Source organism: Chloroflexota bacterium (genome assembly GCA_015478725.1).
GTDB lineage: Bacteria > Chloroflexota > Limnocylindria > Limnocylindrales > CSP1-4 > C-114.
The window spans coordinates 76552-103410 of the sequence record JADMIG010000005.1 but is presented as its reverse complement, the minus strand read 5'-3'; the positions used below and the strand labels follow the sequence as shown (position 1 = coordinate 103410).

Here is a 26859-nt window from a genome sequence, read left to right as displayed (position 1 = left end):
GTGGTGTCGGCGGTGCGCCCGGTCAGGACGCCAGGGTGGTCAGGACGCCGAGGCGGTCGGTCCGGAGGCGGGGCTCGATTCGGAGGTCGTCGGGGTGGTCTCCGCGGTGTCCGCCGCGGGTGCCGCGACGGGCGCCGGTGCCGCCACGGGCGCCGGTGCCGCCACGGGCGCCGGTGCCGCCACGGGCGCGACCGGAACGGCGCTCGACGCGGCCGGGATCGACGGCGTCGGGTTGAGGCTGGTCGCCTCCTGGACGTCGGACGTGGCCTTGCGGAATTCGCGGATCGTCTTGCCGAGCGCGGCCCCCACCTCGGGGAGCTTGCCCGGCCCCAGGACGAGCAGGGCGACGATGAGGACGATGAGAAGGTGGAGCGGGGTGATCGCGCCCATCGGATGGTTTCCTCACGATGCGAGCCCGGGAGGGTGTTCCCCGCGGCGAGTCGCGGCATCCATTGTCGTCGCCCCGGGCCGAAAGGTCTATCGCCATCGGCAGGTCGGACCTGCCGATGGCAGGTCGTTCTTCCCGCCGGACCGCTTGCGGACACGCGTACCCTCGGTCCAGCCTGCCGCGCGAGCGACCGCTCCGCACCCGCCGAGGTGGACCCTGGCAGCGCCCTGGACGAACAGGAGGCGTCGATGCCGGTCGATGTGAGCCCGGAGCCGGCCGTGCGACGAGCCGCGCTTGCCGGGCGTCTCCTCGAAGCGACCCTCGGCTCGATGGATCTCGCGGCCGTCTACCTCGGGGATCGTCTCGGCCTGTACCGCGCGCTGGCCGCGAGCGGCCCCCTGACGTCCGTCGAGCTCGCGGCGGCGACCGACACGGTGGAGCGCTATGTGCGCGAGTGGCTCGAGCAACAGGCGGTCACCGGGATCCTGCAGGCTGACCGCGAGAGCGATGCACTCCGGCGGCGATACTCGCTGCCGGCCGGTCATGACGAGGTGCTCCTCGACGCCTCGAGCCTCGACTATCTGGCCCCGATGGCACGACTCCTCATCGGCGCGCACGCTCGCCTGCCGGAGCTCGTCGACGTGGTTCGAACGGGCGGTGGACTCGGCTGGGGCGTGTACGGCTCCGATATCCGCGAAGGACAGGCTGCCGGCAACCGACCGGCGTTCGCCGCGCTCCTCGGCCGGGAGTGGTTCCCGGCGATGCCCGATATCGATGCCCGGCTGCGAGCCGATCCACCCGCCCGGGTCGCGGACATCGCGTGCGGCGCAGGATGGTCGAGCATCGCGATCGCCCGCGCGTACCCTCGGGTCCGAGTGGACGGGATCGACCTCGACGAACCGTCCATCGCGGCCGCCGGGCTGAACCTCCGCGCCAGCGAGCTCGGCGATCGGGTCACGTTCGCCGTTCAGGACGCGGCCGACCCGGTCCTGGCGGGACGCTACGACCTCGTGACGATCTTCGAGGCGGTCCACGACCTCGCTCGTCCGGTGGAGGTGCTCGCCGCCGCGCGCTCGCTCCTCGCGCCGGGCGGGGCGATGATCGTCATGGACGAACGGGTCGCCGAGGAGTTCACCGCCCCCGGTGACGATGTCGAACGGCTCATGTACGGGTTCAGCATCCTCCTCTGCCTGACGAACTCGATGGCCGAGGATCCGTCCGTCGCGACCGGCACCGTCATGCGACCGGCCGCCCTCCGGGCGTACGCGCAGGCAGCGGGGTTCGCCGATGTCGCGATCCTCCCGGTCGAGCACCCGACCTGGCGGTTCTACCGCCTCGTCTGACCGGGGTGGCGGCCCCCGATCGCGGGATCAGCGGGTCGCGGTCTTCGGCTTCTTCGGCTTGGGGGGTCGCTTCGGTGTCTTGTCGCCCACGATGTACCTCCTCGACGCTCGGCCTCGACCAGGCTCGGTCCAACGCGAGCCGTCGGCGTCCGATGACGCGTCACGGTACACCAGCGTCAGCGCGGCAGCATGGTGGACACGGACAGGACCTGGTCGAGGACGAACCGACCGTCCGTCGCCGGATCGATGAGGTTCGGCTGGGCGTTGTCGAGGACGACCGTCGGCACGAGCCGGACCTGGGCGAGCCTGGTGCCGACGAAGGTGAGGACCGTGACGATCCCCTCCTCGGTCTGGCGGCTCCAGTCCTGGCCGAACCAGAAGTTCCCCTGGCTCGCGGTCACGAAACGAACGCCGGACGCCGAACCCGGCGTGATCGAGATCGCCCCCGCCCAGTGGAAGTCGGCACCGATGATGTGGTCGGCACCGGCGCGGGTGAGCATGGCGATGAGCCCGCGCTGGAAGCCGGTGAACGCGGCCCGATATTCGACCGAGCTCCACTGCGGGAGGGCGAACACCACCTGGGCACCCGCGCGTCGGGCGGCGGCGATCGCGGCCCGTGCGTTCGCCTCGGTGAGCGGAGCGACGCCCGGATGGCTTGTCGTCGCTGCCACCGACCCGCCGATGGCGTCGAAGCCGACGAAGCCGAACCTCACGCCGCGGACGTCGATGACCGCGGGCCGGAGCGCCGCGGCGAGGTCCTTCCCGCCGCCGACGGTCTGGATGCCGTTCGCCCTGAAGAGATCCGCCGTCTCGACGACCGGGCCGAGGCCCACATTCGTGTTGTGGTCGGCGGCGATCGTCGCCACATCGAAGCCCGCCTTTGCCATGAGCGGCGCGACGCGCGGGTCGATCGAGAAGACCGTGCCGCTGTCGTGCTGCCGGAAACCCGTCGTCATCGAGCACTCGAAGTCGCTCTCGGCGATGTCGGCGTTGCGGATGAGCGAGGCGAGCGCGCCGGCGTGACCGGTCCGCACGGCATCCACCACCCACCAGCCGAATGCCGGATCCCAGTGCCGGCCGGTGTACCGAGCCGTGCCCGCCTGAAGGAGCCAGTCCCAGCCCTTGCCGAGGACGTTCGTCTCGCGACTCACCCCGCGGTCCGGGCAGTTGACGCCGGTCGTGACGATGACGCGGACGTCCGTGGGATCGTAGGTCGTCCACGCGGCGGGCCATGACGCCGGCACCGGGACACCGAGGGGATAGGGAAGGGACCGGGCGGGCGTCTCACCGAACAGGTCCGCGGGCCCGATCGGGAGGACCCGCACGCGGGGTGTCACGAGACCCGGCGGGAGCAGGGCGAGGGTTCGAGACGACGGGTCGAGCCGGGCCGGGATTCCATCGGCTGGGACGCACGCCTGCCGTGTCGGCGCCACCGCCGCTCCGAGCGCGGCGGCGACGAAGGCCTCCGCCCCGCACGGGACGAGGAGCGACCCCGCGGTCAGATCGGCGGCGAGCGCGGCCATCGTGACGCTCGTCACCGAATAGTTCGAGAAGCCGGTGACGACGGCGAGCGAGCTGGTCGTCGCTCGCGCGGGAACCGACGACGCGCCGGTCGTGGAGGTGCCGAGGGTGGATGCGCCCGCCGTGGCGCCCGGCGACGCTGCCGCGTCCGTCCGGCTCGCGCCGGGTAAGGACGGTCCGGGGGTCGACGCGCCGCAGGCCGCGACGAGGACGACCACGATCGCCACCGCAACCAACCGCGAGACGCCGGCGCGGCGCCTCAGTGCGACCGCCGGGCGAAGGCGCGGCGCGACGTCCACGCATCCACTGTAGACCGTCCGCCGCGGGACTCGATCGATGAACGTCAGCCCCGGCGGGGTCCGACGATCCCTCCGCGGGCAGCACGCGCGATCCGCTCGCCGGGCAACTCCGTCACGTGCCGGTCCGAGCCCCCCGGGCGGACGGCCTGGCCGACGGATGTCCCGGGCCGGCCCTGTATCGGTCGGCCCTGCATCGGGCGGCCCTGCATCGGGCGGCCCTGCATCGGGCGGCCTTGTGCGGGACGACCCGGCCCTGGTCGACCTTGCGCCGGCAGCGGTCGACCCGCGAAGGGACGGCTCGGGATCGGTCGCACGGGAACGCTCCGCAGGCGGATCGGCTCGGGGCGGATCGTCCGGTCCGGCTCGAAGCCCGGGATGACGCTCGCCGGGATCGGATGTCGCACGATCGCCTCGATCTCGCGGAGCAGCGGCGCCTCGTCGACGCAGACGAGCGAGATCGCCTGCCCGTCCACCCCCGCCCGGCCGGTCCGACCGATGCGGTGGACATAGTCCGCGGCGACCATCGGCAGCTCGTAGTTCACGACGTGCGGCAGGCTGTCGATGTCGATCCCGCGGGCTGCGATGTCCGTCGCGACGAGGATCGCGGCCCGTCCGGCCTTGAAGTCGGCGAGGGCGCGCGTTCGCTGTGCCTGGCTCTTGTTGCCGTGGATCGCGGTCGCCACGATTCCGTCCCGGACGAGCTGCTCGGCGAGCCGGTTGGCGCCATGCTTCGTGCGGGTGAACACGAGCGCCTGATCGATCCGACCGGTCCGGACGAGGTGACTGAGGAGCTCGCGCTTCCGTTCGCGGTCGACCCGCAGCACGAGCTGGTCCACGAGCTCGGGAGCCGAGTTCCGCACGGCGACTTCGACCGAGGCGGGCGTTCGGAGGAGGCCGGTCGCGAGGTGGCGCACGTCGTCACTGAAGGTCGCAGAGAAGAGGAGGTTCTGCCGCTCGGGCGGAAGCAGGCCGAGGATCCTGCGAATGGGCTGGATGAAGCCCATGTCGAGCATCCGGTCCGCCTCGTCAAGCACGAGGATCTCGACCGCGCTCAGGTCGATCGTCCCCTGCTGTGCGTGGTCAAGGAGCCTGCCGGGGGTGGCGACGACGATCGCCGGACCGGCTCGCAGGGCCCGGACCTGTGGGTCGAAGCCGACCCCGCCGTAGATCGCGGCGGTCCGGATCGGCCGGTGGGCGCCGTACACCCTGATCATCTCGCCGATCTGGACAGCGAGCTCACGCGTCGGCGCGAGGATGAGCGTGCGGATGGGTCGGCCGCCGGTCGTCGGACGGGCTGGGCGGACCGTCGGCGGTCGACCGTGGAGGATCTGGAGGATCGGCAGGACAAAGGCGGCGGTCTTGCCGGTGCCCGTCTGGGCGGCGGCGAGCACGTCGCGGCCCTGGAGGATGAGGGGGATCGCCTGTTCCTGGACGGGCGTCGGAGTCTCGTAGCCCTCGTCCGAGACGGCGCGGAGCTGCTCGGGCGCAAGGCCCAGATGATCGAAGGACATGACGGTACGCTCCTGAGGGGGCCCTCCCGCGCGTCGCGGGGCCCGGTCAGGGCGAGATGGTGGTTCGAGGTCGAGCGGTGAGATACCGGGGCGCGGACCGGAGCGCCCATCGAGTACGAACGATCGAAGGATAGCCGACGCACCCGGAATGCGCTTGCGCCAGCCATGCGCTCGCGCCGTTGCCGACCGACAGGTCGCGCACGGCCGGGAATCGAAACGGCCCCCGGTCGTGACCGGGGGCCGCAGGCGATGAACGTCGGCGATCAGCCGGCGACGGTCGCACTCGCCGGGCGGACACTCGAAGCGCGCGGGCCCTTGGGGCTCTGCTCGATGTCGAACTCGACCTGCTCGCCGCCCATGAGGCGGTCGAAGTCGAGCGACGCCTGCAGGGCGTTGCGGTGGAAGAAGTACTCCTTGCCGTCGGCTGCGGTGATGAAGCCGAAGCCGCGGTCGGAGACGACCTTCTTGATGGTGCCGGTGGTCACAGTGACCTCCATGTCTTCTCGAACTCGAACTGCACGCAAGGCCCGTCCGAGAAGATGGGTGAACCACGCGACGCGCCATCGACAGTCGACAGCCCGGGCAGTATACACCCCCGGTCCTGGTTCCGGCCTCGTCCAGCCTCGCTATCCCGTCTCGGTGAGGCGCGGAGTGGTCGAACCGGCGAGGCGTGCCTCGAGTCTCCGAGCGGCGACATCGAGCGATTCGAGATGATTGGCGAGGCGGCGGCGGGCCTCCTCGGCGGCGCCATCGAGGCCGGCGAGCTCGAAGATCCGCCAGTGCCGGAGGATCGGCAGGAGGACTTCGTCGCGGTGGACCCGGAGGTCGTAGATGCCGGCCCTGGCGATCTGGGCCGCCTTGCGCAGGAAACCGGGGATGCCCGCGCCCGGCATCTGGAACGCCAGGACCTCGTCGACGATGGCCCGGACCGCGGCTGACGGTTCGATCTGCAGGGCGGCCGCGAGGATGTCCCGGTAGAAGACCATGTGGAGGTTCTCGTCGGCCGCGATGCGGGCCATGATCCGGTCGGCCACCGGATCCGCTGAGTAGCGACCGGTGTTCCGGTGGGCGATCCGCGTCGCAAGCTCCTGGAAGGCGACGTAGGCCAGGCCGTGGAGCGTGTCCCCGGCGTCGCGCTCGTAGCCCTGCTGGAGCTGTGTCATCCGGCCCCGCTCGAGGGCGACCGGGTCGATGTTGCGGGTCACCGTGAGGTAGTCCCGGAGGACGATCGCGTGGCGCCCCTCCTCGGCGGTCCAGCGCCCGACCCAGCCGATCCACGCCCCATCGCCCCGCCCGAACATGCCATGGATGAGCCGGTGGTACGAAGGCAGGTTGTCCTCCGTGAGCAGCCCGATCTCGAATGCGGTCTGGGCGACCCCGGTCAGCCGCGGCTGGTCCGGCGTCCAAGGGTCCTTGTCGAAATCGCGGCCCAGCCGGTACGGGATGTAGTCGTGGGGGAACCACTCCTGGGCCACCGTGAGGTGGCGATCGTAGAGGCGGCCGGCCTCAGGCTCGAGCTCGAGGAGGAGCGCACGCTCATCGTAGGTCCCTGACACGCGATGAAGCGTACCGATGTCCTGACCGCCGGACGCTTCGGATGTGTGCGTGCCTGCATGGACCGTCACGGGCGCGGAGATCGACCACGGCCGCGTTCATCCGGGATTCACATACGCGGACCCATGCTGCATCTGAGCCGGATCCGGCCGGCTGTCGATCGATCCGCTGACGTCCGGCGCAGCACCTGCTACGGTCGGTCCTCGCGTGCCTGCGTCAGGCCCGCCCGGGCCCGGACCGACGCCCAGAAAGAGAGACATCTTGGTCAGCCGACGACGATTCCTCCGCACCGGCGCGGCCGCGCTCACATCGGTCGCCCTGGCCGCCTGCGGGTCCGTCGGCCTGATCCCGCCCGTGTCCTCGAAACTGGCGGGGCGAGGTGGCACCGTGGCCGGGCCGAAGGCGACCGGGGCGGCGATCACGTCACCCGCGCCGGTCCCGACGTCGTCGCCGGCGCGCCGGCCCGACTATCCGGTGCGGCGGGAGAACCGTCGGCGTGGCACGACGGGCTGGCTCCTCGGTCTCGGAGGCCCGGTTCCCGCCGAGGGCTACACGTCGCGTACATCGGTGGCCCCCGGCGAGTCCTTCTCGCTCCATGTCGGCGCGGACGGCGCTCCCGTCGATGTCTCCTGGTACCGCCTCGGGTGGTACGGCGGAACGGGAGCGCGCCTCCTCCGGGTGGATCGCGGGGTCGCCACGGTTCCGCGCCTGCGGCCCGCTCCGGACTCGGCCACGGGCCTGGTCGAAGCGGGCTGGGACCCGTCCGTCCAGCTGAAAGTCGACCCGTCGTGGGTGAGCGGGATGCACGTCGCGGCGCTCACGGGACCGGCCGGCGGCGTGGGATACGTCCCGTTCGTCGTGCGGCCGAGCGTCGACCCGTCCGCGCCGAATGGGCGCGCGCCCATCCTCTTCGTGCACGCCGCGATGACCTACCAGGCCTACAACGGCTGGGGCGGAAAGAGCCTCTACTCGTACAACTCATACGGGGCGCGGATGCCGTCCGGCACCCGAGCGGCGGTGACCGTGGGCTTCGACCGCCCGTACGACCGCGCCCGGGGAGCGGGCTTCCTGTTCAACTGGGAGCTCCAGTTCATCCGCTGGCAGGAGCGCATGGGTCGCGACGTGGAGTACGTCGCCGATGTCGATCTCGCCCTGCATCCGGAGGTCTTCCAGGGTCGCCGGCTCATCGTGTTCGCCGGCCATCACGAATACTGGTCACGCCCGATGCGCTCGACCCTGGCGGGCCTCATCGCGTCCGGCACGAATGTCGCCTTCCTGTCGGCCAACGAGATCTACTGGCAGGTCCGCCTCGGTGACGCCCCGAGCGGGTCGTCGCGACGGATCACCTGCTACAAGTCCGCCAGCCGCGACCCGCTGACGAAGACCGATCCGACGCTCGCGACATGTCGATGGCGCGAGGCCCCGGTCTCCGATCCGGAGGCGGCGATCATCGGCCAGATGTACGGCCACGTCGTCCGGACGCCTGGCCCGTGGGTCGTCCGGAACGCCGGTCACTGGCTCTACGCGGGCACCGGTCTTCGCGACGGCGACCGGATTCAGCGCCTCGTGGGGCAGGAGTACGACACGTTCTTCCCGAAGCTGGCTCCTCCGGGCACGATTCTCCTCGCTCGCGGCCGGGTCGAAGCCGTCGGGACGGACCCGGACGGCTCCGGGAATGTCCAGAGTCCACCGATCCACACGGCGACCATGTACACCGCCGACTCGGGGGCGACGGTGTTCGCGGCGGGGACGTTCCAATGGTCGTGGGCGCTCGATGACTTCGGTGCCCGGGCGTGGCGAGGCTACGTCACCCCGCTCGATCGGCGGGTGGGGATCATGACGAGCAACCTTTTCGATCGGCTCGGCGACGGGCCGGCCGCCTGATCCCGGGGTCCGGGGAACACTCGCCGTGATCCCCGCGGACGTGGTCGACAGCGCAGGCCCGCCCGGCTTCTGCCGGCTCCGGTTCCATCGGACGGGGTACCGCGCGGCATGCCGTTCGTGCCAGATGACCCCCAGGCGGGCGTTGGTCACCGACTCTCCACGGGGCGCTCGTAGACCTGAGCGTGGAGCGGGCCGGGTCGGCACGTCGATCCTGCCAGATGCCCGGGTGAGGGCCACCTGTCACCGACCTGCAGACCAGTGCCCGCCTGATGGCCATCTGCCGGAACCCTGGGACGGAGGGCTCGATCCGATGGGCATCCTCGTCAACGACGTGTCCGGCGATCACGGCTAGAAGGCGACGCCCATCCGGACCTGACGCTCGGCGAGGAGGCGGAGCACCGACTCGAGGGTGGTCCGGACCGCGGACCATGAATGTCCCACGCCGAGGATCGGGATCGTGGCGTGGGCGATCCCGGCGCCGCTGAGGGCGGTCGCGAACCTCGCGTATTCGGCTCCGAACAGTGGGTCGTTCGGCTGCGCCTCGAGGACGATGAACAGCGATTTCCGGGCGGCGGCCGGCAGGGTCCCCACGACGAGCGCCGGCGAGGCGGCCGCGAGACGAGCGGCGTCCCCACCGAACACACGCCAGGCGGCCGGGGTCGCGGCGGATCGGAGGCCCGCCTGGTAGTAGCCGCTCAGGGCCGCGGCCTGGCCGAACACGTCCGGGTGGCGGACGAGGAGCGATGCCGCGCAGTAGGCGCCTTCGGAGAACCCGAGGAGCGAGCGGCCCGCCGGCCGTGGCACCGTCCGGTAGTGGGCGTCCACGTAGGGGACGACCGTCCCGACGATGTAGCGCTCGAACCACTGGCGCCCGTCGTACGAGTTCGTGCATTCGCTGCTCGGATAGAGCGCGCCGAACTGCGAGGCGAAGACGAACAGTGCGGGAGGCAGCGCGCCGGAGGTGACGAGTCGGTCGAGCAGGCCTCGGAAACCGGTGCCCTTGTCCCACGGTGCCAGCGCCCACGGCGCGGAGTAGACGACGGGATAGCGCCTCGTGGCCGAGGCGTCATAGCCCGGCGGCAGATAGACGTCCACCAGGGCCGTCGGGAAGATGCCGCCGATCCATGGAGCGGGGAACCCGACCGTGACGACCCGGCCGGCGCCGCTCGGCGCATGGCTCGCCCATGGCGCTTCGAGGGAGACCGCACCGGCCGTCACGCCTGATCCCGGCACGGGGCCGGCAACCATCGAGGGGTCGAGTGTCGGGATTGCGACGGGTGCTGCGCCAACGCCTGGCAGGGCGTTGCCGGCAATGACGGCGCCGGGAACGACGGCGACGCCGGGGACGGCGATTCCGGCGAGGGCGTCACGCATCAGGGCTCCGACGCCGGCGAGCCCGCCACCGGCACCACCGCGCCCGGGAGCGGTCACGAGTCCCGGGACGGTCGGCGGGCCGTGGTGCATCGCGATGTCCGGGCTGAAGTTGACCATGTCGCCGATGGCCGGTACCGCGATCGCGAGGCTCACGATCACCGCGATGGCCCGCACCGCCGCGCGCCCCGCGATGGATCGGCGCGACCGATCGGCCCTCACCGTCGCGATGGCCGCCGTGAGTTCACCCAGGCCGGACCGGACATGGATCCCGAGCGTTGCTGTCACCCAGCCGACGACGGTCGCCGCCGTCAGGAGACTGAACGCGGCGACGGCCCAGCCCAGTGGATCGAAATCGTGGGCGGGCGACGCGATGGCGATCCGCGTCTCGCCGACGAAGGTCGGGCCGAAGCAGGCGGCCACCGTCGCGACGCTCGCAAGGACCCCCCATGTCCATCGGCGACTCGCGAAGCCCGCTCCGGTGGCCGTCGCGCCGGCCGTCACCAGGGCGACGAGCAACCGCGCCCGGTCCGGGTCGAACCCCATCGCTCCGAGTGTCGCCTGGAGCTGGTCGAGCCCACCACCGACGACGATGAGGTCGAAGACGGCGATGGCGACCGCGATCCCGGCGAGACCTGGATGTGGGCGTGCCCATCGATCGGCGACCCACGCGCCGACGCGCCGGCTGGTCACGTCGTTGTTCAGCGTCCGCATCGGGCCACCGTAGGGTGCCGCCCGTGAAGCCACCGTGAATCGGCGCTTCACCGGGGATTCATGAAGACGGTCGAAGGTGGAGAACAGGTCCGGGACATGCCCGCTGACCAGTCCACTGCATCCAGAGGGGATCGATCATGGGCAACACCCGACGGATCGCCGCCGGCATCGCACTCGGCGCCCTCGCCACCCCCGTCCTCGCTGCGTCCGTGCTCGCGGCCAGCCCGCGATATGAGGCGATGGCCGGGAACTTCACCCTGCCGACCGTGGCCCACACGTATGTGGCCTGGCTCGGCGCCCACGGCTTCAAGGGCTACGCAGTCGAGCGCGAGAAGATGACCGGCAAGGGTCAGTACCAGGTGGAACGGAGCTTCACGACCAAGGCGGCCGCGGCGGCCGAGATCCAACGGCTTCGCGCGACCTACCCACCGGGGCGGCGTTGAGGTCGACTTCGGGTCGGCGCGCTGACCTGTCCAATCGACGAACGCACGCGGGACGGTCCGTTCGCTGGCCGTCCCGCGTCCTCGGCCGTCCGACGCTCGGCGGTCCGTTCGCTGCTACGCTGGCGGCCATGGAGCGCAGCCGGGTGTCGTCCGGATCGCCGTTCGAGCCTCGCGTGGGGTTCAGCCGGGCGGTGCGGGTCGGCGAGCGGGTCCTCGTCAGCGGCACGGCGCCGGTGTGGCCAGACGGATCCGTCGATCCGGACCCGGCCGACCAGGCGCGCCGCTGCCTCACCATCATCCTCGCCGCGCTGGCCGAGCTCGGCGGGCATCCCGCGGACGTGGTCCGGACGCGGACGTACCTCGTTCACCGTGACGACTGGGAGGCGATCGGCCGCGCTCACGGGGAGGTCTTCGGCGAGATCCGCCCGGCGAGCACGATGATCGTCGTCGCCGGCCTGCTCGATCCACGCTGGAAGGTGGAGATCGAGGCGGAGGCGATCGTCGGCGACGCCGATGGTTCGCCCGGCGACGCAGGTGGTGGATCCAGCGGGTAGTCCCGGCTCTCGAGATGCGGGTCCTCCGCGTCCTCATCCGTGGCGAACGGCGGTGCCTTGTGGCCGTCGTCCAGCGACGATCTCTCGGCTGAGCGCGAATCGGAGGCTGCCGTAGGCCACGAGGTTGATGGCCAGCCCTCCGAGGCCCGCGAGTTGCGAGCTGTAGAAGACGAAGATCTGGGTGATGAGGATCCACACGAGCAGGCCGCGCATGAACCAGTGGTAGGCGGCGGATCGCGAGTCAGCGAGGCTCACGATGCCCAGGGCGACGAACGCCGCACCCACGATCGTCGAACCGATCTGGCCGATCGTCGCGACGCTCGAGGTCTCGGCCGCCCCACGGGCCGGGACCGCGGTCGCGAGGAGCGCGATGCTTGCGACCGTCAGGGCCGTATACGCGACGACGCTGACGGTGAGGGCCCGTTCGGCCCACGGGTTCGCCATGAGCTCCTCATAACCGTTCGCGAGTCGCTGGTAGGCAGTGGCGATCAAGGTGCCGCGCTCCGTCGTCTCCGGCAGCTCGGCGAGATACCGCTTGCCGAGCCGGGCGAGGGGCTCATCCGGGTCGGCAAGCTCGAAGAGTCGGTGGATCCGCGTCCGGTCGTCGGGTTCGATCGCCCCATGCGGTGTTCTCGCCAGCAGGTCGAGGGCATTCGCGAGTGCTTCGTGCGCGCTGAGACGGCGCCGACCGACGAACGTCCGAGCCACGAAGAACGCGATGACGAACAGCCCGTAGATCAAGGCGACCGCGGGTCGATAGAAGTAGTCGTTGTCCGCCGTGACGAACTTCCCGATCTCGTCGATGAACGTGCCGAAGCCCAGACCGGCGATCACCGCCGCGAGGTGCCGGACGGATCGGTCGAGGAACGCGAGCATGAGCATGAGCGCCAGGAGCATGAGCAGGCCGCCCCACAGCATGTGAGCGACGTGGATCCCGCCGGATCCGATGCGTGGGTAGCCCGTGAGCGCGAGGAACCCGCGGATCCCGAGGAACGACACGACGGCCGCGATGAAGAAGCTCTCGAGGAGCGGGGCCGCCTCGGCGTTGCGCGTCAACCGGCGCAGTGCGCTATGAGTCATCGTCGACGAGCATAGATGTCGACGAGCGTAGATTGACAGAACCGCGTGCGGCATCGACGATGCGGACCCGTCCGAAGCATTCCGAAGGTCACTTCGACATGGCGCTCCTCGATCGCGACGATCGCACTCAGCCGCCCGCTTCGCGGACCCTTGCGCCCCACGGCTATTGCAGGTCCTGCGGGGGAGAGCGCCCGTCCCGCGGTCGGTTCTGCGGTGGTGACCGTTGCGACGGTCTCGGCCGCATCGCCCACGCGGATCCTTCCCGACCGACGCCGGTTCGGACCAGCCCGACCGATGACGACGCCCCGGTGCTCGACGACGTGCGACGACGGCTCGTCCGCGATACCGCCGCGGTGCTCGTGATCGGCGGATTCCTCGCCCTCATGCTCGCGACCGTGCCACGCGCGGTCCATCCGACCGGCGGCGTGCTCTCCGCGACCTACGCGCCGTCGCCCCGGGTCACCGCTCCTGTCTCCAGCTCGCCGCCGTGATGCGCGGTCAGGTCAGGTCCCTGGCGAGCAGGTCCATGAGCAGATTGTCGTGCCACGCGCCGTCGGCGCCGCGTTCGTACTCGCGCATGATGCCGACGGGGCGGAATCCGACCTTCCGATAGGCGCGGATCGCCCGCTCGTTGGCGGCCGCCGGGTCGATCGTCAGGCGGTGATGCCCGCGCTCCTCGAACAGGTGGCGGGCGACCGCCCTGATCGCGTCCGTGCCGAGGCCCTGTCCCTGCGCGACGGCGGTCAGGAAGAGGTCGATGGCCGCGCATCGATAGTCGGCGTCGGTGACCTCGTCGAACTGGATGCTCCCGACGACGGCCCCGGCGCGCTCGATGACGAATGTGACCTGGCCGACGTCGGCGAGCCAGTCCGCGGCGGCCCCATCGATCCCCGGCGGGTTCCACCATCAGGCGACGGGCGGTTCGCTGAGGATGGCCTCGAGGCGAATGCGGTCGACAGGCTCGGCGCGCCGAAGACGCACGAGCTGGCCGACGAGGATGAGCTCCGACACGCGGTCGATGGTGCGACACCGGTTCCCTCGTGTCCATACGCTCAGGACGACGACGTCCCGCGCGCCAGAGGGCGTCGGGGGCGCGATCGACGTGCTCCGGGTATCCTCCGTCCCCCATGACTCCCTCGATCGAGAACCCATAGGGCGAGCGCGCCAGCCCACGAACGCCCGGTCCGGTCAGCGCCGATGGGATCGCCTCGTTCGTTGGTTGCCGGCACCCTTCATCCTCCTCGGCGCCTGGCTCCTCGCCGATCACCCGCTCATGCATCACGGATACCAGCTGGGCAATGACGCCCATATCTACTACCGCGGAGCTGTCGCCTGGCTCAAGGGCGGCGACCCATGGCAGGCCGTTTACCACGGCCTTCACTTCGCCGCGCCGCCGTGGGTCCTCCCGCTGCTCGCCCCCTTCGTCGCCCTCCGCGAAGGGCAGGCCGTCGCGCTCTGGATCGCGCTCGACCTGCTCGCCGCGGCGTACATCGTTCGGAGGTGCGGGTTGTCCTGGGCCTGGCTCCTCTTTCCGCCGCTCGTCCATGGGATCCTCAACGGCAACCCGGCGATCGTCAGCCTCGCTCTCATGCTTGGCGTCGCCGGTCCGCTCGGGCTCCTGCTCCGACCGCAGATGGGGTTCGCCCTCCTCGGCGAGGGACGCTGGCGCGCCGTCGCAGTCACGGCACTCCTGGGACTCCTGCTCATCGCCGTCCTTCCCGTCGGTACGTTCCTGGGCGATCTGCCGACGATCGCGGCGAGATATGCGGTCGAGTCGGGTGGAGGCTCCAGCGGCGGGACGGCGATCGCACTCGTGGTCGGCATCGTCTCGGTCCTCGCCCTCGCCACCGTCGACCGGCGCGAGGCAGGTTTCCTCGCGACGATCGTCGTCGTCCCGATCAACGGCTGGTACGCAAGTGTCGCCGCGTTGCCACTCGTCAACCCGATCCTCGCCGTGGGCCTCGCCCTGCCGATCGTGGGGCTGCCGACGGCGACGATCGCGGCCTACGTGGCGGTGCGGCTCATCATCCGATGGGCTCCGACGGCTCGCTCGGCGCGGCTCCTCGCCCCACTCGTCGAGCCGTATCGGCAGGGCCTCGTCGCCCCGCGGCACGCCGAACGCGCTCCGAACGCCGATGTGATCCCCGCGCCGCTGCCCGGACGAGCTGCGCCGTCATTCGGCAGCCGTAACCCCGGCGGGCTCGGCGAGCCCGGTACCTGACGACGGACGGAGCACCGGCTCGGGCTTCGCCAGGTGGCGCCGTTTCTTACATCCGCCTGACCTTTGCCGGCTTGACGGCGTCGAGGAGAGGCCCATCCTCACCGGCATGGTTCGATCCGCCCCCGGCAAAGGTTCGATCGTGCTGGCGGCCGTGGCCCTCATGGCCGCCGCCTGTACCGCGAGCGTCAGCCCGCCCGCATCCTCTGCGGCGTCGGGAGCGGGCGGCGACGGCATCTCGAAGATCAGGCACGTCGTGATCATCATGCAGGAGAACCGCTCCTTCGACACCTACTTCGGGACCTTCCCCGGCGCCAACGGCATCCCGATGGCGAACGGTGTGCCGGCCGCCTGCGTGCCGGATCCCGCGACCGGTGGCTGCGACCGACCCTTCCATGATCTGCACGACCTCACCGCCGGCGGGCCGCACGGCCAGGCCAATGCCAGTGCCGATCTGAACGGCGGGCGGATGGACGGTTTCGTGGCTCAGGCGGAGAAGGCGAAGAAGAGCTGCCAGAACGCATTCAACCCGGGCTGCGCGGGCGCAGGCACGCCCGACGTGATGGGGTACGTGGATGGCGGCGAGATCCCCAACTACTGGGCATATGCCCACGACTTCGTGCTCCAGGACGCGATGTTCGAGCCTGACGCCTCATGGAGCCTGCCGGCCCATCTCTTCACGGTATCCGCCTGGTCCGCCAGGTGCACCGTGCCGTCCGATCCCCAGAGTTGTTCGAGTGACATCAACCAGCCGGGCGTCCCGACGGTGACCAGACCCCAACCCTATGCCTGGACCGACTTCACCTACCTCCTCCATCAGCACGGTGTCAGCTGGGGCTACTACCTCGATCAGGGGTTCCAACCCGATTGTGCGAACGACGCGATCAGCTGCGCTCCGCAGCCCCAGAAGGTCGGCGTTCCCCAGATCTGGAACCCGTTGCCCGGCTTCACCGATGTCCACCAGGACGGCCAGCTGGGAAACATCCAGGACATCTCGTCCTTCACCTCGTCGGCCGCGGCCGGGACCCTGCCGGCGGTCAGCTGGGTGGTCCCGAACGGCAAGGACAGCGAGCATCCGCCGGCCCTCATCTCGACCGGCCAGAGCTACGTCACGAATCTCATCGACACGGTGATGCAGGGGCCCGACTGGTCGAGCACCGCGATCTTCCTCACCTGGGACGACTGGGGTGGCTTCTACGATCACGTCGTGCCACCGTCGGTCGACCAGAACGGGTATGGACTGCGCGTCCCAGGTCTCGTCATCAGCCCCTACGCCAGAACCGGCTTCATCGACCATCAGACACTGTCCTTCGACGCCTACCTGAAGTTCATCGAGGACGACTTCCTCGGCGGGGCACGCCTGGATCCGGCGACCGACGGCCGGCCCGATCCGCGCCCCGACGTCCGCGAGAACGCGCCCGGCCTGGGCAACCTGGTCGCCGATTTCGACTTCAGCCAGCCACCCCGGCAGCCGGTGGTGCTGCCGGTCCACCCGGCGACCGACCTGCAGTAAGGGAGGCCGGGGCGGTACGGGCCGGCCGGGTCGCTGGGGTACGATGCCCGCCCATGCCCGAGACCCCCTCGACACCACTCATCCTTGCCCAGGGTCTGACCAAACGGTTCGGGGCGTTCACCGCCGTCGACGGCATCGACTTCGAGGTGGGACCCGGCGAGGCGTTCGGATTCCTCGGGCCCAACGGCGCCGGCAAGACATCGACGATGCGGATGATCGGCTGCGTCTCGCCGGCGAGCGGCGGAACGCTCCAGGTGCTCGGCCTCGATCCGGCTGCCGACGGGCCGCGCATCCGGGCGAAGATCGGGGTCGTCCCGCAGCAGGACACGCTCGACACGGACCTGTCCGTCCGCGAGAACCTCGTCATCTACGGGCGATACTTCGATCTCTCGTACCGCGAGGCGGGCCGGCGAGCCGATGAACTGCTCGACTTCGTCCAGCTGACGGATCGGGCGAAGTCCAAGGTCGAACCGCTGTCCGGTGGGATGAAGCGGCGGGTGACGATCGCCCGCTCGCTCATCAACGAACCGAGCCTCATGCTCCTCGACGAACCGACGACCGGCCTCGATCCCCAGGCTCGTCACCAGGTCTGGGATCGGCTCTACCGGCTCAAGCAGCGGGGCGTCACGCTCGTCCTCACGACCCACTACATGGACGAGGCTGAGCAGCTGTGCGATCGGCTCGTCGTCATGGACAAGGCGACGATCGTGGCCGAGGGCACATCGCGCCAGCTCATCGAGCGCTATTCGACCCGCGAGGTGCTCGAACTCCGCTTCCCTGTCGGCGTCCAGGAGACAGTCGACCGCGAACTCGAAGCGCTCGTCGACGGGACGAACGCCCGGCGCCTCGAGCGGCTGCCAGACCGCGTCCTCGTGTATGCGGAGGACGGCGAGGCGGCGAGCGTCGCGGCTCATGACCTCGGTCTTCGGCCTGAGAGCGTCCTGGTCCGTCGGAGCTCGCTCGAGGACGTCTTCCTCCGGCTCACCGGCCGCAGCCTGATCGACTGAGTCGTCCGATGGCCAGCCAGGGCGCGACTCGATCCGCCACTCGCTCGGAGCCCGGTCTCCTGCGGTCGGCGGCCCACGTCCTCGAGTACTGCCTGCTCGCGTATCGGCGGTCGTTCCGAGCGTCGCTCTTCAGCTCGTTCGTCCAGCCGACGCTGTTCCTGGCCGCCATGGGCCTCGGCCTTGGCGGGATCGTCGATCGGTCCGGCGCCGCGGTCTCCCTCGGGGGCGTTTCGTACCTTGCGTTCCTCGCGCCGGGGCTTCTCGCTTCTGCCGGCATGCAGACGGCGTTCAGCGAGGGGACGTACCGCATCGTCGCGGCGATCAACTGGGTACGGACGTACTTCGCGATGATCGCGACACCCGTCACGCCGCGCGCCATCGCCGTCGGCGAGATCGCGTTCATCCTGTTCCGGCTGTGGATCGTGACGGGGATCTTCAGCCTGGTCACGCTCGCCTTCGGCGTGGACCGCAGCCCCGGCGGCTTCATCCTCGCCTGGGCCGCTGCGATCCTCACGGGGCTCGCATTCGCGACGCCGATCGCCGCGTACTCGGCGACTCGCAGGAACGCCGAGAGTTTCAATGCCCTCTTCCGCTTCGGGATGACGCCGCTCTTCCTCTTCAGCGGGACGTTCTTCCCGATCGAGCGCCTGCCCGCATTCCTCCAGCTGGTGGCGGCGCTCACGCCGCTCTACCACGGCGTCGCGCTGACGCGCGGTCTGGCCCTGGGGACACTCGATCCGGGAACGGGCGTCGTCCACATCGCCTACCTGGCGACCCTCGCCGCGGCCGGCACGGTCGCCTGCCTCGTGACCTTCCAGCGGCGGCTCGTCTCGTGACGCTCGCGGGCGGCTTCGCGCGCGTCCTGCCGGCCGGCATCGGGAGCCGCAGAGCCGGCCTCCTCATCGAACGCAACGCCTACGTGTATCGCCGCACCTGGCTCGTGATCGTGTCGGGCTTCTTCGAGCCGCTCTTCTATCTGCTCGGGATCGGCTTCGGCCTGGGTGCGCTCGTCGGGAACGTGACCGGGCCGAACGGGACACCGATCACGTACGCCCAGTTCGTCGCCCCGGCGCTGCTGGCCGCCTCGTCGATGAACGGCGCGATCTACGACAGCACGATCAACGTGTTCTTCAAGCTCAAGTTCCAGAAGACGTACGACGCGATCCTCTCGACGCCGCTCGGTGTGGGCGACATCGCCCTCGGCGAGATCGGCTGGGCGATCATCCGGGGAACGCTCTACGCGACGGGGTTCATGGTCGTCATGCTCATCCTCGGCCTCACCACCTCGCCGCTCGCGATCCTCGCCATCCCCGCGGCAATGGTCGTCGGGTTCGGGTTTGCCGGGGTCGGCATGGCGGCCACCTCCTTCATGCGAACGTGGCAGGACTTCGATCTCGTCCAGCTCGTCATCCTGCCGCTCTTCCTGTTCAGCGGCACGTTCTACCCGCTGTCCGCCTACCCCGGGCCGCTGGCGGCGATCGTCCAGCTCACGCCGCTCTACCGGGGCACGGACCTCATCCGTGGCTTCACGACCGGCGTCCTTGGTCCGTCCATGGTCCTCGACGTGGCATATCTCGTGGCGATGGGTCTCATCGGCCTGGCGATCGTTTCGCGGCGACTCGACCGGCTCCTGCTCATGTCGGTCAGGGTCGTGCCCAGGCGCTCCCCGCGACAGCGTCAGGCGCGAACGTCCGGGCTCAGCGGACGAGGAAGCCGTCACCCCGTTGCTCGACCGCGGCGACGGCGTCGAGCCCGGAGAAGAGGACAAAGGCGACGTCGGCCTCCAGCGACTCGCCGGGCTGAAGGACTCGCTCCCGACCCGCTGCCTGGGCCTCCTCGAGCTGCATCGGGTATCCGGTCCACGGCTCGAGACAGAGGTGATGGTGCCCTCGCCAGCCGCCATAGACCTGCCAGAGCCAGGCATGCGGGAACACGTCGACGGGGAAGGCGATGGCGATGCCGCGGCGCGCCGACGTGTCGGTCAACGCGAGCCACCCGGCCGCCAGGTCCGTCGCCCAATGGCCGCCGAAGACCGCGGCGGACGCGGGCAGGACCCGCCGGACGTCGCGCAGCCCTCCAGAGGCGGTCTGGTCCGGCTGTGCGGGCCACGAGTACGTCGTCCCGACGACGCCCATGGCCGGACCGGACGAGACTCCCACCCGCATCTCCCTGGCCGGTGCGTCGATCCGATGGGCAGGCGTGATGGCGAACGACGGGTGGATGCCCCACAGGAAGGGAAGGGGTCGAACGTCGAGGTTCGTCAGCCGGTAATGGGCCCGAAGGACGGGCTCGTCGTCGCGCAGCTCGAGGGTCCGCTCGAGGCGCGCGGGTGCCATCGTCGCGAGACCTGCTGCCGCGACCCAGGCCCGGTCGTCCACCGCGCCAGCCTCCGCCGTCCAGGGGACCGACCAGAGCTCGCCCATGTACGGCAGCTCCTCGCCGTGAAGCTTTGCCCGATCGCCGGTCGGGAAGATCTCATCCCAGCCGCCGGACCACCAATCGTCGAAGTGCGCTCCGTACGGCGCCCGTCGCGGTCGCGTGCGCGGGTTCACCCAGAGGAGATCCCGGTCGGCAGCCTTGTCGATGAGCTCGAGCACGTGCCCGCCGAGTTCGGCCAGCACCGTGACACGCAGCGCGGCGTTCTCGAGAATCAGCGCCGGGCTGTCGTGAACGCTCCATCCCTCCGTGACCCGCGCGCTCAAGCGATGATCACTTCGATGCCGGCCGCCCGGATCGTGGCGACCTGCTCCGGCGAGGCCCCGGCGTCCGTGATGAGCACATCCACCTGGTTGAGCGGAACGATGGTCGTGAACCCGTAGCGGCCGAGCTTCGACGCGTCGGCCAGGGCGACCACCCGCCGGGCGCGAGCGGCCATGGTGGCACCGATCTCGGCAACCAGGACGTGTGGCGTCGTGATCCCCGCCTCGAGGGTCAGACCGTCGCAGCCCAGGAAGGCGAGGTCCGCCGAGAGGCCCTTGAGGCTCGCCACCGTCTGTGGCCCGACGAAGGCTTCGTAGTCGGGGAGGAACAGGCCGCCGAGGGCGATCAGGTGCGGGCCCTCCCAGGAGCCGATCTCCTGGATCACCCGCAACGAGTGGGTCACCGCGGTGATCGAGCTCCCTGACCGAAGCGCGGGCGCCACCTGGGCCGGGACCTGGGCGACGGTCGTTCCGGAGTCGAACAGGACGACTTCGCCGGGATGGATGAGTTCCGCGGCGGCGACCGCGATGCGTCGCTTCTCGTCGCGATGCTCGCGGATCTTCGTCCCGAACACCCCGTGGCGCAGGGCGAGGTGTGGGGCGATCGCACCGCCGTGGATCCGCTTGACCCGACCCTGCCCCTGGAGAAGGAGCAGATCACGCCGGATCGAGACGTCGGTCACCCCAAAGCGTCGAGCGAGCGCGGAGACCTCCACCTCCTCGGACTCCGCGACGAGCTCGGCGATCCGGGCACGGCGCTCTCGTGCGGCCGTCACGGCCGCATCGCCGCCGGTCGGCCGGCGTTCACTTGCCGATCCCCATCGTGAGTCCGCGCACGAGGTGCCGCTGGAAGATGAGGTAGACGATGATCGCCGGCAGCGCGCTCGCCAGGGACCCGGCCATCAGGACGGGGACGTTGACCATGCGCCCACTCTGAAGCGTCGCCAGCCCGACCGTGATCGTCCGGACGTCCGGCGTCTGGAGGAACAGGAGGCCGATCAGCAGGTCGTCCCAGATCTGGATGAACTGCAGGACGGTGATCGTGACGATCGCCGGGACGGACAGCGGGAGGATCACCCGGACGAAGATCTGCAGGTATGAGGCGCCGTCCATCAGCGAGGCCTCCATGAGTTCTGTCGGGACACCACGGTAATAGGTGGTCATCAGGTAGGTCGCGAACGGCGCCCCGAGCGCCGCGTAGACGAGGATCGCGCCCGGGTACTGGTTGATCAGCCCCAGCTGGCTGACGTTCACGAACTCCGGTATGACGATCGACTGGACGGGCACCATCATGCCCGCGAGCAGCAGCAGGAAGACGACCGACCCGCCGGGATACCCGAGCTTCGCGAACGCGAAGCCGCCCATCGAGCTCACGACCAGGATGATGAGCACGGCTCCGGCAGTGACGATGGCGGAGTTGAGCAGCTCCTGAAGGACCGGGATGGTATCGAAGAGCTGCCGCCAGCTGTCCAGGGAGAACCCGGATCCGGCGAGGTACTGGTCGTACGACTGGTTCGCGATCAGGGCCATGAAGGCGAACGGGAACAGCATCACGACGGCGATCAGGGCGAGCACGAGGAAGATCGCCGTCCGGTTGAGCCGCCTCCTGGCCTGGATCATGTGGGCGCTGCTACCTCCTAGTCAGCCCGACTCCGGAAGAGACGGAGCTGCGTGATGCTGATCGCGAACACGATGACGAACAGGACGACGCCGATCGCTGCGGCCAGGCCGAAGACGCCCGTGGCGAAGGCTTTCTCGTAGACGAAGAACTCCAGGGTCGTCGTCCCGAAGCCTGGCCCGCCGCTCGTCATGACGAAGATCAGGCTGAACAGCGCGGTGAACGCCGTGATGAGCGTCAGGATGAACGCGAACTGGATGAACCTGCGGAGCATCGGGAGCGTTACGTGGACGAGCGTCGCCCAGGCCCCCGCGCCATCCACATGGGCCGCTTCGTACACCTCCCGGTCCAGGGTGGCCATCCCGGTGATGAAGATGATGGTGTTCGTCCCGAAGACGGACCAGATGAACGTGATGATGACCGCGACCATCGCCCCGACCTCGCTGGAGAGGAGGTCTGTCTGGACCCCACCGAGTCCGACTGTCCTCAGAACGCCGTTGAGGATTCCTTCGGCCGCGAAGAACCGGATCCCGACGATGCCGATGACGACCCACGATATCGCGGTCGGGAGGAAATAGGCCGAGCGGAAGAATCGCCAGCCAGTGACGTGCTCGTTCAGAAGGAACGCGACGGCCAGCGGGATGACGATGGCAATCGGGATCGATGCCAGCAACAGGGCATTGTTCCCGAGGACCTGCCAGAAGGTGGAGTCGTTGAACAGCCGTGCGTAGTTGTCGAGGCCGATCCAGCTGGACGTCTGGCCGTTCCAATCCGTGAAGCTGTAATAGAACGTCTGGAGGATCGGCAGACCCAGGAGGCCGAGCTCCAGCAGGATCACCGGTAGCGAGAACAGGAACCCGGCGCGACGCCGCGACCAACCGAGCCGCGAGCGTCGAGGCCGTGGGCCGCGCCGGGTGAGCACCGTGACGTAAGGGGCGACCTACTTGTAGCCCGAGGAAGACCGCCGATCGGCCGGAAGCGCCATCAAGGCGTCCTGCATCTTCTGCAGCGCATCGTGCGTCGACATCGTTCCGGCGAAAGCCGCAACGAGGACCGTCGCCCCGACCGCCTGAACCTCTCCCTGGATCACGTTGTCGATCATCGGGTAGCGGGTGTACCCCTGGGTCGCAGCGAAGCTCAGGAGCGCGTTGGCCAGTGGATCGCTCGCCGAGGAACCGAGGACGGACGGGATGAGCCCCTCGTCTGCGACGATCTTCTGGGCGGCCGGGTCGGCCAGGAACTTCAGGAAGTCCGCGGCGACATCCTTGTGCTGGCAGTAGTTCGTCATCGCGAAGCCGTCACCCGGGAACTCGACGATGCCCTTGAGCGGCTGATCGACGAATGGCGGGAGGAAGACGCCGACGTTGCTTCCCATCGCCTTCTCCACGGCCGAGATCGCCCACGTTCCCTCGAGGGTCATGGCTGCCTTGCCGGCCAGGAACTGCTGGAACGATTGCGTGTCGTTGAGAACATCCTTGTTCGTGTAGCCGTTCGCCTTCAGGGCGACCCACTTGTCGAGCTGCGCCTGGATCGTCGGGTCCGTCCAGGGCAGCGAGCCGTCGTAGAGCTTCTGCCAGTCCGTGACCGGGATCATCATCATCAGGTAGCTCAGGTCGTAGTACGGGTAGAAGCCCGCTGTCAACCCCTGGGCCCCGGTCCCGTAGACGAACGGCTGGATCCCGGCAGCCTTGAGCTTCTGGTCGACCACGGCCAGCTCGGCCCACGTCGTCGGCAGGGACGTGATCCCGGCCTGGGCAAAGAGCTTCTTGTTGTAGAACCCGTTGTAGGTCTGCATCTCCCAGGGCACCACGTAGACGCCGCTGTCGGGGTTGAAGTTGTTGGAACCCCACTCGATGCCCTTGAACTGCTTGAGCGTGGTCATCGGGATGTAGTTGTTGAGCGGCTCGAGGTAGCTCTTGTCCTGGAGCGTGAACAGGCCGGTCCATTGCGTCGCCAGGCACGGGCCGGTCTTGGAGATCGCCGCGGCGGTGAGCAGCGCGAAGTAGTTCGCCGCGGGTTGGCTGACGACATCGATCGTCACGTTCGGATGGAGCGCCTCATAGGCCTTGACGAACGCGTACGTCGCGGGGGCATTCGCCTCCGTGCCGTAGTTCTGCCACAGCGTGATGCTGACCGGGGCCGCCGTCGTGGGGGACGCCGATGGCGCCGCCGAGGTCGTGACGGAGGGTGCCCCGGACCCGGCAGTACTCGGGTTGGCACTCGGAGTCGGGGTGGCACTCGCGCTGCAGCCGGCGAGGAGGCCGGCGACCAGCAGGGCGGCGAACCTTCGGTACACCATCGGTTTCTCTTCCTCCTCCGTGGGCCTTGGCCCGGGGCGAGTCGGGGTTGGTCCGCGCATCACGGTTGCCGACCGCCATGGTCTGGGGCGCGTGTGTCGAGCAACATCGGCTGCTCGATGTGTTTATATCCGTGCAAAGAACGAACGTCAATCCGAAGTGATGCGAAACACAAATGATGCGCCGGTCTCGCGCCGCTGCGGCGTGACGCGGTCCAGTGCGCGGGTTCGTCCGGAGCAGCGTCGGTGATCGGCGGGCTCGTGTACGGCTCGCTCACGCGAGAAGGACCTCGCAGCCGGCCTTCCGGATCCGGGCCACGTTCTCCGGATCTGCGGCGTCGTCGGTGATGAGCAGGTCCACCGCGCTGAGCGGGATGATCGGCGTGAAACCCGAGCGAGTCAGCTTCGACGAGTCGGCCAGCGCCACAACGCGGCGGGCGCGGCGCGCCATCATCGCGCCGACCTCGGCCACGAGCACGTGTGGCGTCGTGATCCCCAGCTCTACCGTCAGGCCGTCGCAGCCGAGAAAGACGATGTCGGCGGAGAGTTCACGGAGACTCGACAGCGTCTGCGGTCCAACGAACGCCTGGTAGTCGGGCAGGTACAGCCCGCCGAGGCAGACGAGGTTCGCCTCCGGCCACGCCCCGATCTCCTGGATGACCGGAAGCGAGTGGGTGACGGCGGTGATCGCGTTCGCGACTCGGAGGCCGCGGGCGATCTGGGCCGCGGCCTGGGCGACGGTGGTCCCCGAGTCGAACAGGACGACGTTCCCGGGAGCGACGAGCGTCGCAGCGGCTGCCGCGATGCGCCGCTTCTCGGCGAGATGCTCGCGCGCCTTGGCCGTGTTGACTCCCAGACGCGGCGAGCCCGGCATGGCGACCGCGCCGCCGTGGACACGCTTCAGGCGACCCTGTTCCTCGATCAGACGGAGGTCGCGCCGTATCGACGTGTCGGTGACGCGAAAACGCTCGGTGAGATCCGCGACGGAGACGTGTTCCGCTTCCTCGACGAGTCGCGTGATGAAGTCTCGCCGCTCGCGTGCCGTGGTCACGGCCACTGCTCCGGGCAGCGCCCATCGACGTTCGTCCTGTCACTCTCGTTGCCGTTCATCGAACTGATCACGTCTCCACGAGCCACGCACGAACCCGAAATCGGTACGTTGTCCGAAGCCGAGATCCCCGGACCCCGCTACGAGGTGACCGCCACGGTCGGCGCCGTGACCACATCGAGCGCAACGAGATGCATCTCGTCCGTCGCCGCCTCGAGCTCTGTGTCGGACAGATAGCGCTGCGGGCCGTCTGGGTGTCCTTCCAAGCCATCGCTCACCGTGAGCACACACGCTGCCTCCACGCGGCGTGGCCCACGGGCCGTTGCGCGCAGCGCAAGGTAGAAGAGCGCGGCGGCTTCCATCTCGACCGCAAGCAGACCACGTTCACGCCAACCCTGCGTCGAGAGGGTCGTAAGGTGTGGCTCAACGTCCACGGTCACCACCGGCCCGACATGCGTCGGTAGTCCTCGTTTCTGGGCGGCCTCCACGAGCGCACTCGTGAGGCGGAAGTCGGGCACTGCCACGAATGGCATTCCCTCAGCCATGCTACGCGTCGTCCCGTCCGCGGCGGCGGACCCAGTCACGACGACCAGGTCTCCGTTTCGCACTCCTCGGGCGAACGAGCTGCAGGTGCCGATCCTCACGATGGTGCGCGCCCCGTACTCGAGCAGCTCTGCTCCGACCATGGCCATGCTCGGACAACCCATGCCGGTGCACTGGAGGCTCACCGCTTCTCCGCGGTAGCGTCCCGTGTAGCCGAGAAGTCCACGGTTGTCCGTCACCAGCGTTGGCCCTTCCAGCAGCGACGCCAGTCGGCTGATCCTTCCAGGATCGCCGGCGACGAGTACCCGCTCCGCATAGGCGCCGGGTTCGGCCCGAAGGTAGATGCCCATGTAACCTCCCTTGGAGATCGACTCGCCATTTTCGGTCCGCGCGGTCGCTCCGCACGCCACGCCGCCAACCCTAGAGCGACGAACCGAGCGTCAGCCCCTTCACCAGGTAACGCTGAAACACCACGTACGTTACGGCCGCCGGGATCGTGCTCAGCAGACTTCCCGCCATCAGCGCCGGCACATTCACGAGCTGCGACGAGGCGAGCACACCCAGTCCGACGGTCAGGGGTCGGAGGTTGGGATCCTGCAGAAAGAGCAACCCGATCAGGAAGTCGTTCCAAACCGGGATGAATCGCAGCACGATCACTGTCGCGAGCGCGGGGCCTGCGAGCGGCAGCGCGATCCGCCGAAAGACGCCCCAATAGCTCAGCCCGTCACATAGCCCGGCGTCCGTCAACTCGTCTGGCAGCCCGCGAAAGTATGTCGCCATCAAGAACGTCGAGAACGGCGTGCCAATGGCCACATAGACGAGAATCGCGCCTACGTACGTGTTGATGAGATGCAGCCGCGCGAAGTTCACGTACTCCGGAATGATGATTGACTGCAGCGGGATCATCATGCTCCCCACGATCCCGAGGAAGACCAGACGCTCCCCACGAAACGTCAACTTTGCCAGCGCGAACCCGGCGGGCGTTGCGAGGGCAAGGGTGGCTGCGATGGCGCAAGCGCACAGGATCAGCGAGTTCAGAATCTCCTGAGCGACAGGAACGCTGCGGAACAGCACCCCCCAACTGTCCAGTGAGAATCCACTGCCGCGCAGATACTGGGAATTCGACATGAAGGACGTTTGCAGCATGAAGTAGAACGGGTACATGAGGGCGACGGAGACGGCGGCCAATACCACGAAGATCATGGGCCGCCCTGCCTTCGATCGAAGCCGCCGCGAGTCGATGAGCGCGTTCATG

24 protein-coding genes and 1 pseudogene are annotated in these 26859 nt (G+C 69.2%); 10 read left to right on the top strand and 15 right to left on the bottom strand.

Annotated features, from left to right (window positions below; genetic code table 11):
- Positions 1-39: 39 nt before the first annotated feature.
- Positions 40-390 carry a twin-arginine translocase TatA/TatE family subunit gene (gene tatA, locus IVW53_06035; protein ID MBF6605125.1) on the bottom strand — a complete coding sequence of 117 codons (351 nt, stop codon included), beginning with the start codon at positions 388-390 and terminating at the stop codon, positions 40-42.
- A 246-nt stretch (positions 391-636) separates the two neighbouring features.
- Here tatA and IVW53_06030 point away from each other — a divergent pair, with 246 nt between their 5' ends.
- The gene (locus IVW53_06030; protein ID MBF6605124.1) at positions 637-1731 is read left to right on the top strand and encodes a class I SAM-dependent methyltransferase; all 1095 of its coding nucleotides are present in this window, start codon (positions 637-639) and stop codon (positions 1729-1731) included.
- A 176-nt stretch (positions 1732-1907) separates the two neighbouring features.
- On the opposite strand, the gene IVW53_06025 is transcribed toward IVW53_06030, so the two are convergent.
- The 4 genes from IVW53_06025 to IVW53_06010 all read right to left on the bottom strand — a co-directional run bounded on the left by IVW53_06025 (position 1908) and on the right by IVW53_06010 (position 6618).
- Entirely contained in the window at positions 1908-3551 is a 1644-nt protein-coding gene (locus tag IVW53_06025) for a CapA family protein (protein ID MBF6605123.1), read from the bottom strand.
- A gap of 44 nt (positions 3552-3595) precedes the next feature.
- A complete protein-coding gene (locus tag IVW53_06020; GenBank protein MBF6605122.1) occupies positions 3596-5062 on the bottom strand; it encodes a DEAD/DEAH box helicase in 1467 nt (488 codons plus the stop codon).
- A 263-nt stretch (positions 5063-5325) separates the two neighbouring features.
- Positions 5326-5559 (bottom strand): cold shock domain-containing protein, encoded by a 234-nt coding sequence (locus tag IVW53_06015; GenBank protein MBF6605121.1) that lies wholly within the window; start codon positions 5557-5559, stop codon positions 5326-5328.
- A 129-nt stretch (positions 5560-5688) separates the two neighbouring features.
- Entirely contained in the window at positions 5689-6618 is a 930-nt protein-coding gene (locus IVW53_06010) for an acyl-ACP desaturase (GenBank protein ID MBF6605120.1), read from the bottom strand.
- Between the two features lie 385 nt (positions 6619-7003).
- Here IVW53_06010 and IVW53_06005 point away from each other — a divergent pair, with 385 nt between their 5' ends.
- Positions 7004-8500, top strand: a complete 1497-nt coding sequence (locus IVW53_06005; protein MBF6605119.1) for a hypothetical protein — start codon at positions 7004-7006, stop codon at positions 8498-8500.
- 348 nt (positions 8501-8848) lie between these two features.
- On the opposite strand, the gene IVW53_06000 is transcribed toward IVW53_06005, so the two are convergent.
- Positions 8849-10585 (bottom strand): hypothetical protein, encoded by a 1737-nt coding sequence (locus IVW53_06000; GenBank protein MBF6605118.1) that lies wholly within the window; start codon positions 10583-10585, stop codon positions 8849-8851.
- Between the two features lie 137 nt (positions 10586-10722).
- On the opposite strand from IVW53_06000, the gene IVW53_05995 reads away from it, so the two are divergent.
- Positions 10723-11028 (top strand): hypothetical protein, encoded by a 306-nt coding sequence (locus IVW53_05995; GenBank protein MBF6605117.1) that lies wholly within the window; start codon positions 10723-10725, stop codon positions 11026-11028.
- Positions 11029-11156: 128 nt separating this feature from the next.
- Positions 11157-11582, top strand: a complete 426-nt coding sequence (locus IVW53_05990) for a RidA family protein (protein MBF6605116.1) — start codon at positions 11157-11159, stop codon at positions 11580-11582.
- A 33-nt stretch (positions 11583-11615) separates the two neighbouring features.
- Here the strand turns inward: IVW53_05990 and IVW53_05985 are convergent, their stop codons facing one another.
- Complete coding sequence (locus tag IVW53_05985; protein ID MBF6605115.1) at positions 11616-12662, bottom strand: hypothetical protein; 1047 nt, start codon at positions 12660-12662, stop codon at positions 11616-11618.
- Positions 12663-12970: 308 nt separating this feature from the next.
- Between IVW53_05985 and IVW53_05980 the strand changes: the two genes are divergently transcribed.
- Complete coding sequence (locus IVW53_05980) at positions 12971-13153, top strand: hypothetical protein (protein ID MBF6605114.1); 183 nt, start codon at positions 12971-12973, stop codon at positions 13151-13153.
- 7 nt (positions 13154-13160) lie between these two features.
- On the opposite strand, the pseudogene IVW53_05975 reads toward IVW53_05980, so the two are convergent.
- A pseudogene (locus IVW53_05975) lies at positions 13161-13814 on the bottom strand (GNAT family N-acetyltransferase).
- Between the two features lie 67 nt (positions 13815-13881).
- On the opposite strand from IVW53_05975, the gene IVW53_05970 reads away from it, so the two are divergent.
- The 5 genes from IVW53_05970 to IVW53_05950 all read left to right on the top strand — a co-directional run bounded on the left by IVW53_05970 (position 13882) and on the right by IVW53_05950 (position 19603).
- Entirely contained in the window at positions 13882-14883 is a 1002-nt protein-coding gene (locus IVW53_05970) for a hypothetical protein (GenBank protein ID MBF6605113.1), read from the top strand.
- 106 nt (positions 14884-14989) lie between these two features.
- Positions 14990-16393: an alkaline phosphatase family protein gene (locus tag IVW53_05965; GenBank protein MBF6605112.1), complete on the top strand. Its 1404-nt coding sequence runs from the start codon at positions 14990-14992 to the stop codon at positions 16391-16393.
- Positions 16394-16446: 53 nt separating this feature from the next.
- Positions 16447-17400, top strand: a complete 954-nt coding sequence (locus IVW53_05960) for an ABC transporter ATP-binding protein (protein MBF6605111.1) — start codon at positions 16447-16449, stop codon at positions 17398-17400.
- A gap of 8 nt (positions 17401-17408) precedes the next feature.
- Entirely contained in the window at positions 17409-18236 is an 828-nt protein-coding gene (locus tag IVW53_05955) for an ABC transporter permease (protein MBF6605110.1), read from the top strand.
- The gene (locus tag IVW53_05950) at positions 18233-19603 is read left to right on the top strand and encodes an ABC transporter permease (protein MBF6605109.1); all 1371 of its coding nucleotides are present in this window, start codon (positions 18233-18235) and stop codon (positions 19601-19603) included. The genes IVW53_05955 and IVW53_05950 overlap by 4 nt, the downstream gene beginning before the upstream one ends.
- 495 nt (positions 19604-20098) lie before the next feature.
- Here IVW53_05950 and IVW53_05945 read toward each other — a convergent pair whose 3' ends face one another.
- The 7 genes from IVW53_05945 to IVW53_05915 form a co-directional block, all read right to left on the bottom strand.
- Positions 20099-20875: a DeoR/GlpR transcriptional regulator gene (locus IVW53_05945; GenBank protein MBF6605108.1), complete on the bottom strand. Its 777-nt coding sequence runs from the start codon at positions 20873-20875 to the stop codon at positions 20099-20101.
- Positions 20876-20903: 28 nt separating this feature from the next.
- A complete protein-coding gene (locus IVW53_05940) occupies positions 20904-21719 on the bottom strand; it encodes a carbohydrate ABC transporter permease (GenBank protein MBF6605107.1) in 816 nt (271 codons plus the stop codon).
- Between the two features lie 17 nt (positions 21720-21736).
- Complete coding sequence (locus IVW53_05935; protein ID MBF6605106.1) at positions 21737-22555, bottom strand: sugar ABC transporter permease; 819 nt, start codon at positions 22553-22555, stop codon at positions 21737-21739.
- A 102-nt stretch (positions 22556-22657) separates the two neighbouring features.
- Positions 22658-24016, bottom strand: coding sequence for an extracellular solute-binding protein (locus IVW53_05930; GenBank protein ID MBF6605105.1), 1359 nt, complete (start codon positions 24014-24016; stop codon positions 22658-22660).
- 271 nt (positions 24017-24287) lie between these two features.
- Positions 24288-25064: a DeoR/GlpR transcriptional regulator gene (locus IVW53_05925; GenBank protein MBF6605104.1), complete on the bottom strand. Its 777-nt coding sequence runs from the start codon at positions 25062-25064 to the stop codon at positions 24288-24290.
- A 137-nt stretch (positions 25065-25201) separates the two neighbouring features.
- A complete protein-coding gene (locus IVW53_05920; GenBank protein MBF6605103.1) occupies positions 25202-25954 on the bottom strand; it encodes a purine-nucleoside phosphorylase in 753 nt (250 codons plus the stop codon).
- Between the two features lie 70 nt (positions 25955-26024).
- Entirely contained in the window at positions 26025-26858 is an 834-nt protein-coding gene (locus IVW53_05915; protein MBF6605102.1) for a carbohydrate ABC transporter permease, read from the bottom strand.
- Between the last annotated feature and the right edge of the window lies 1 nt (position 26859).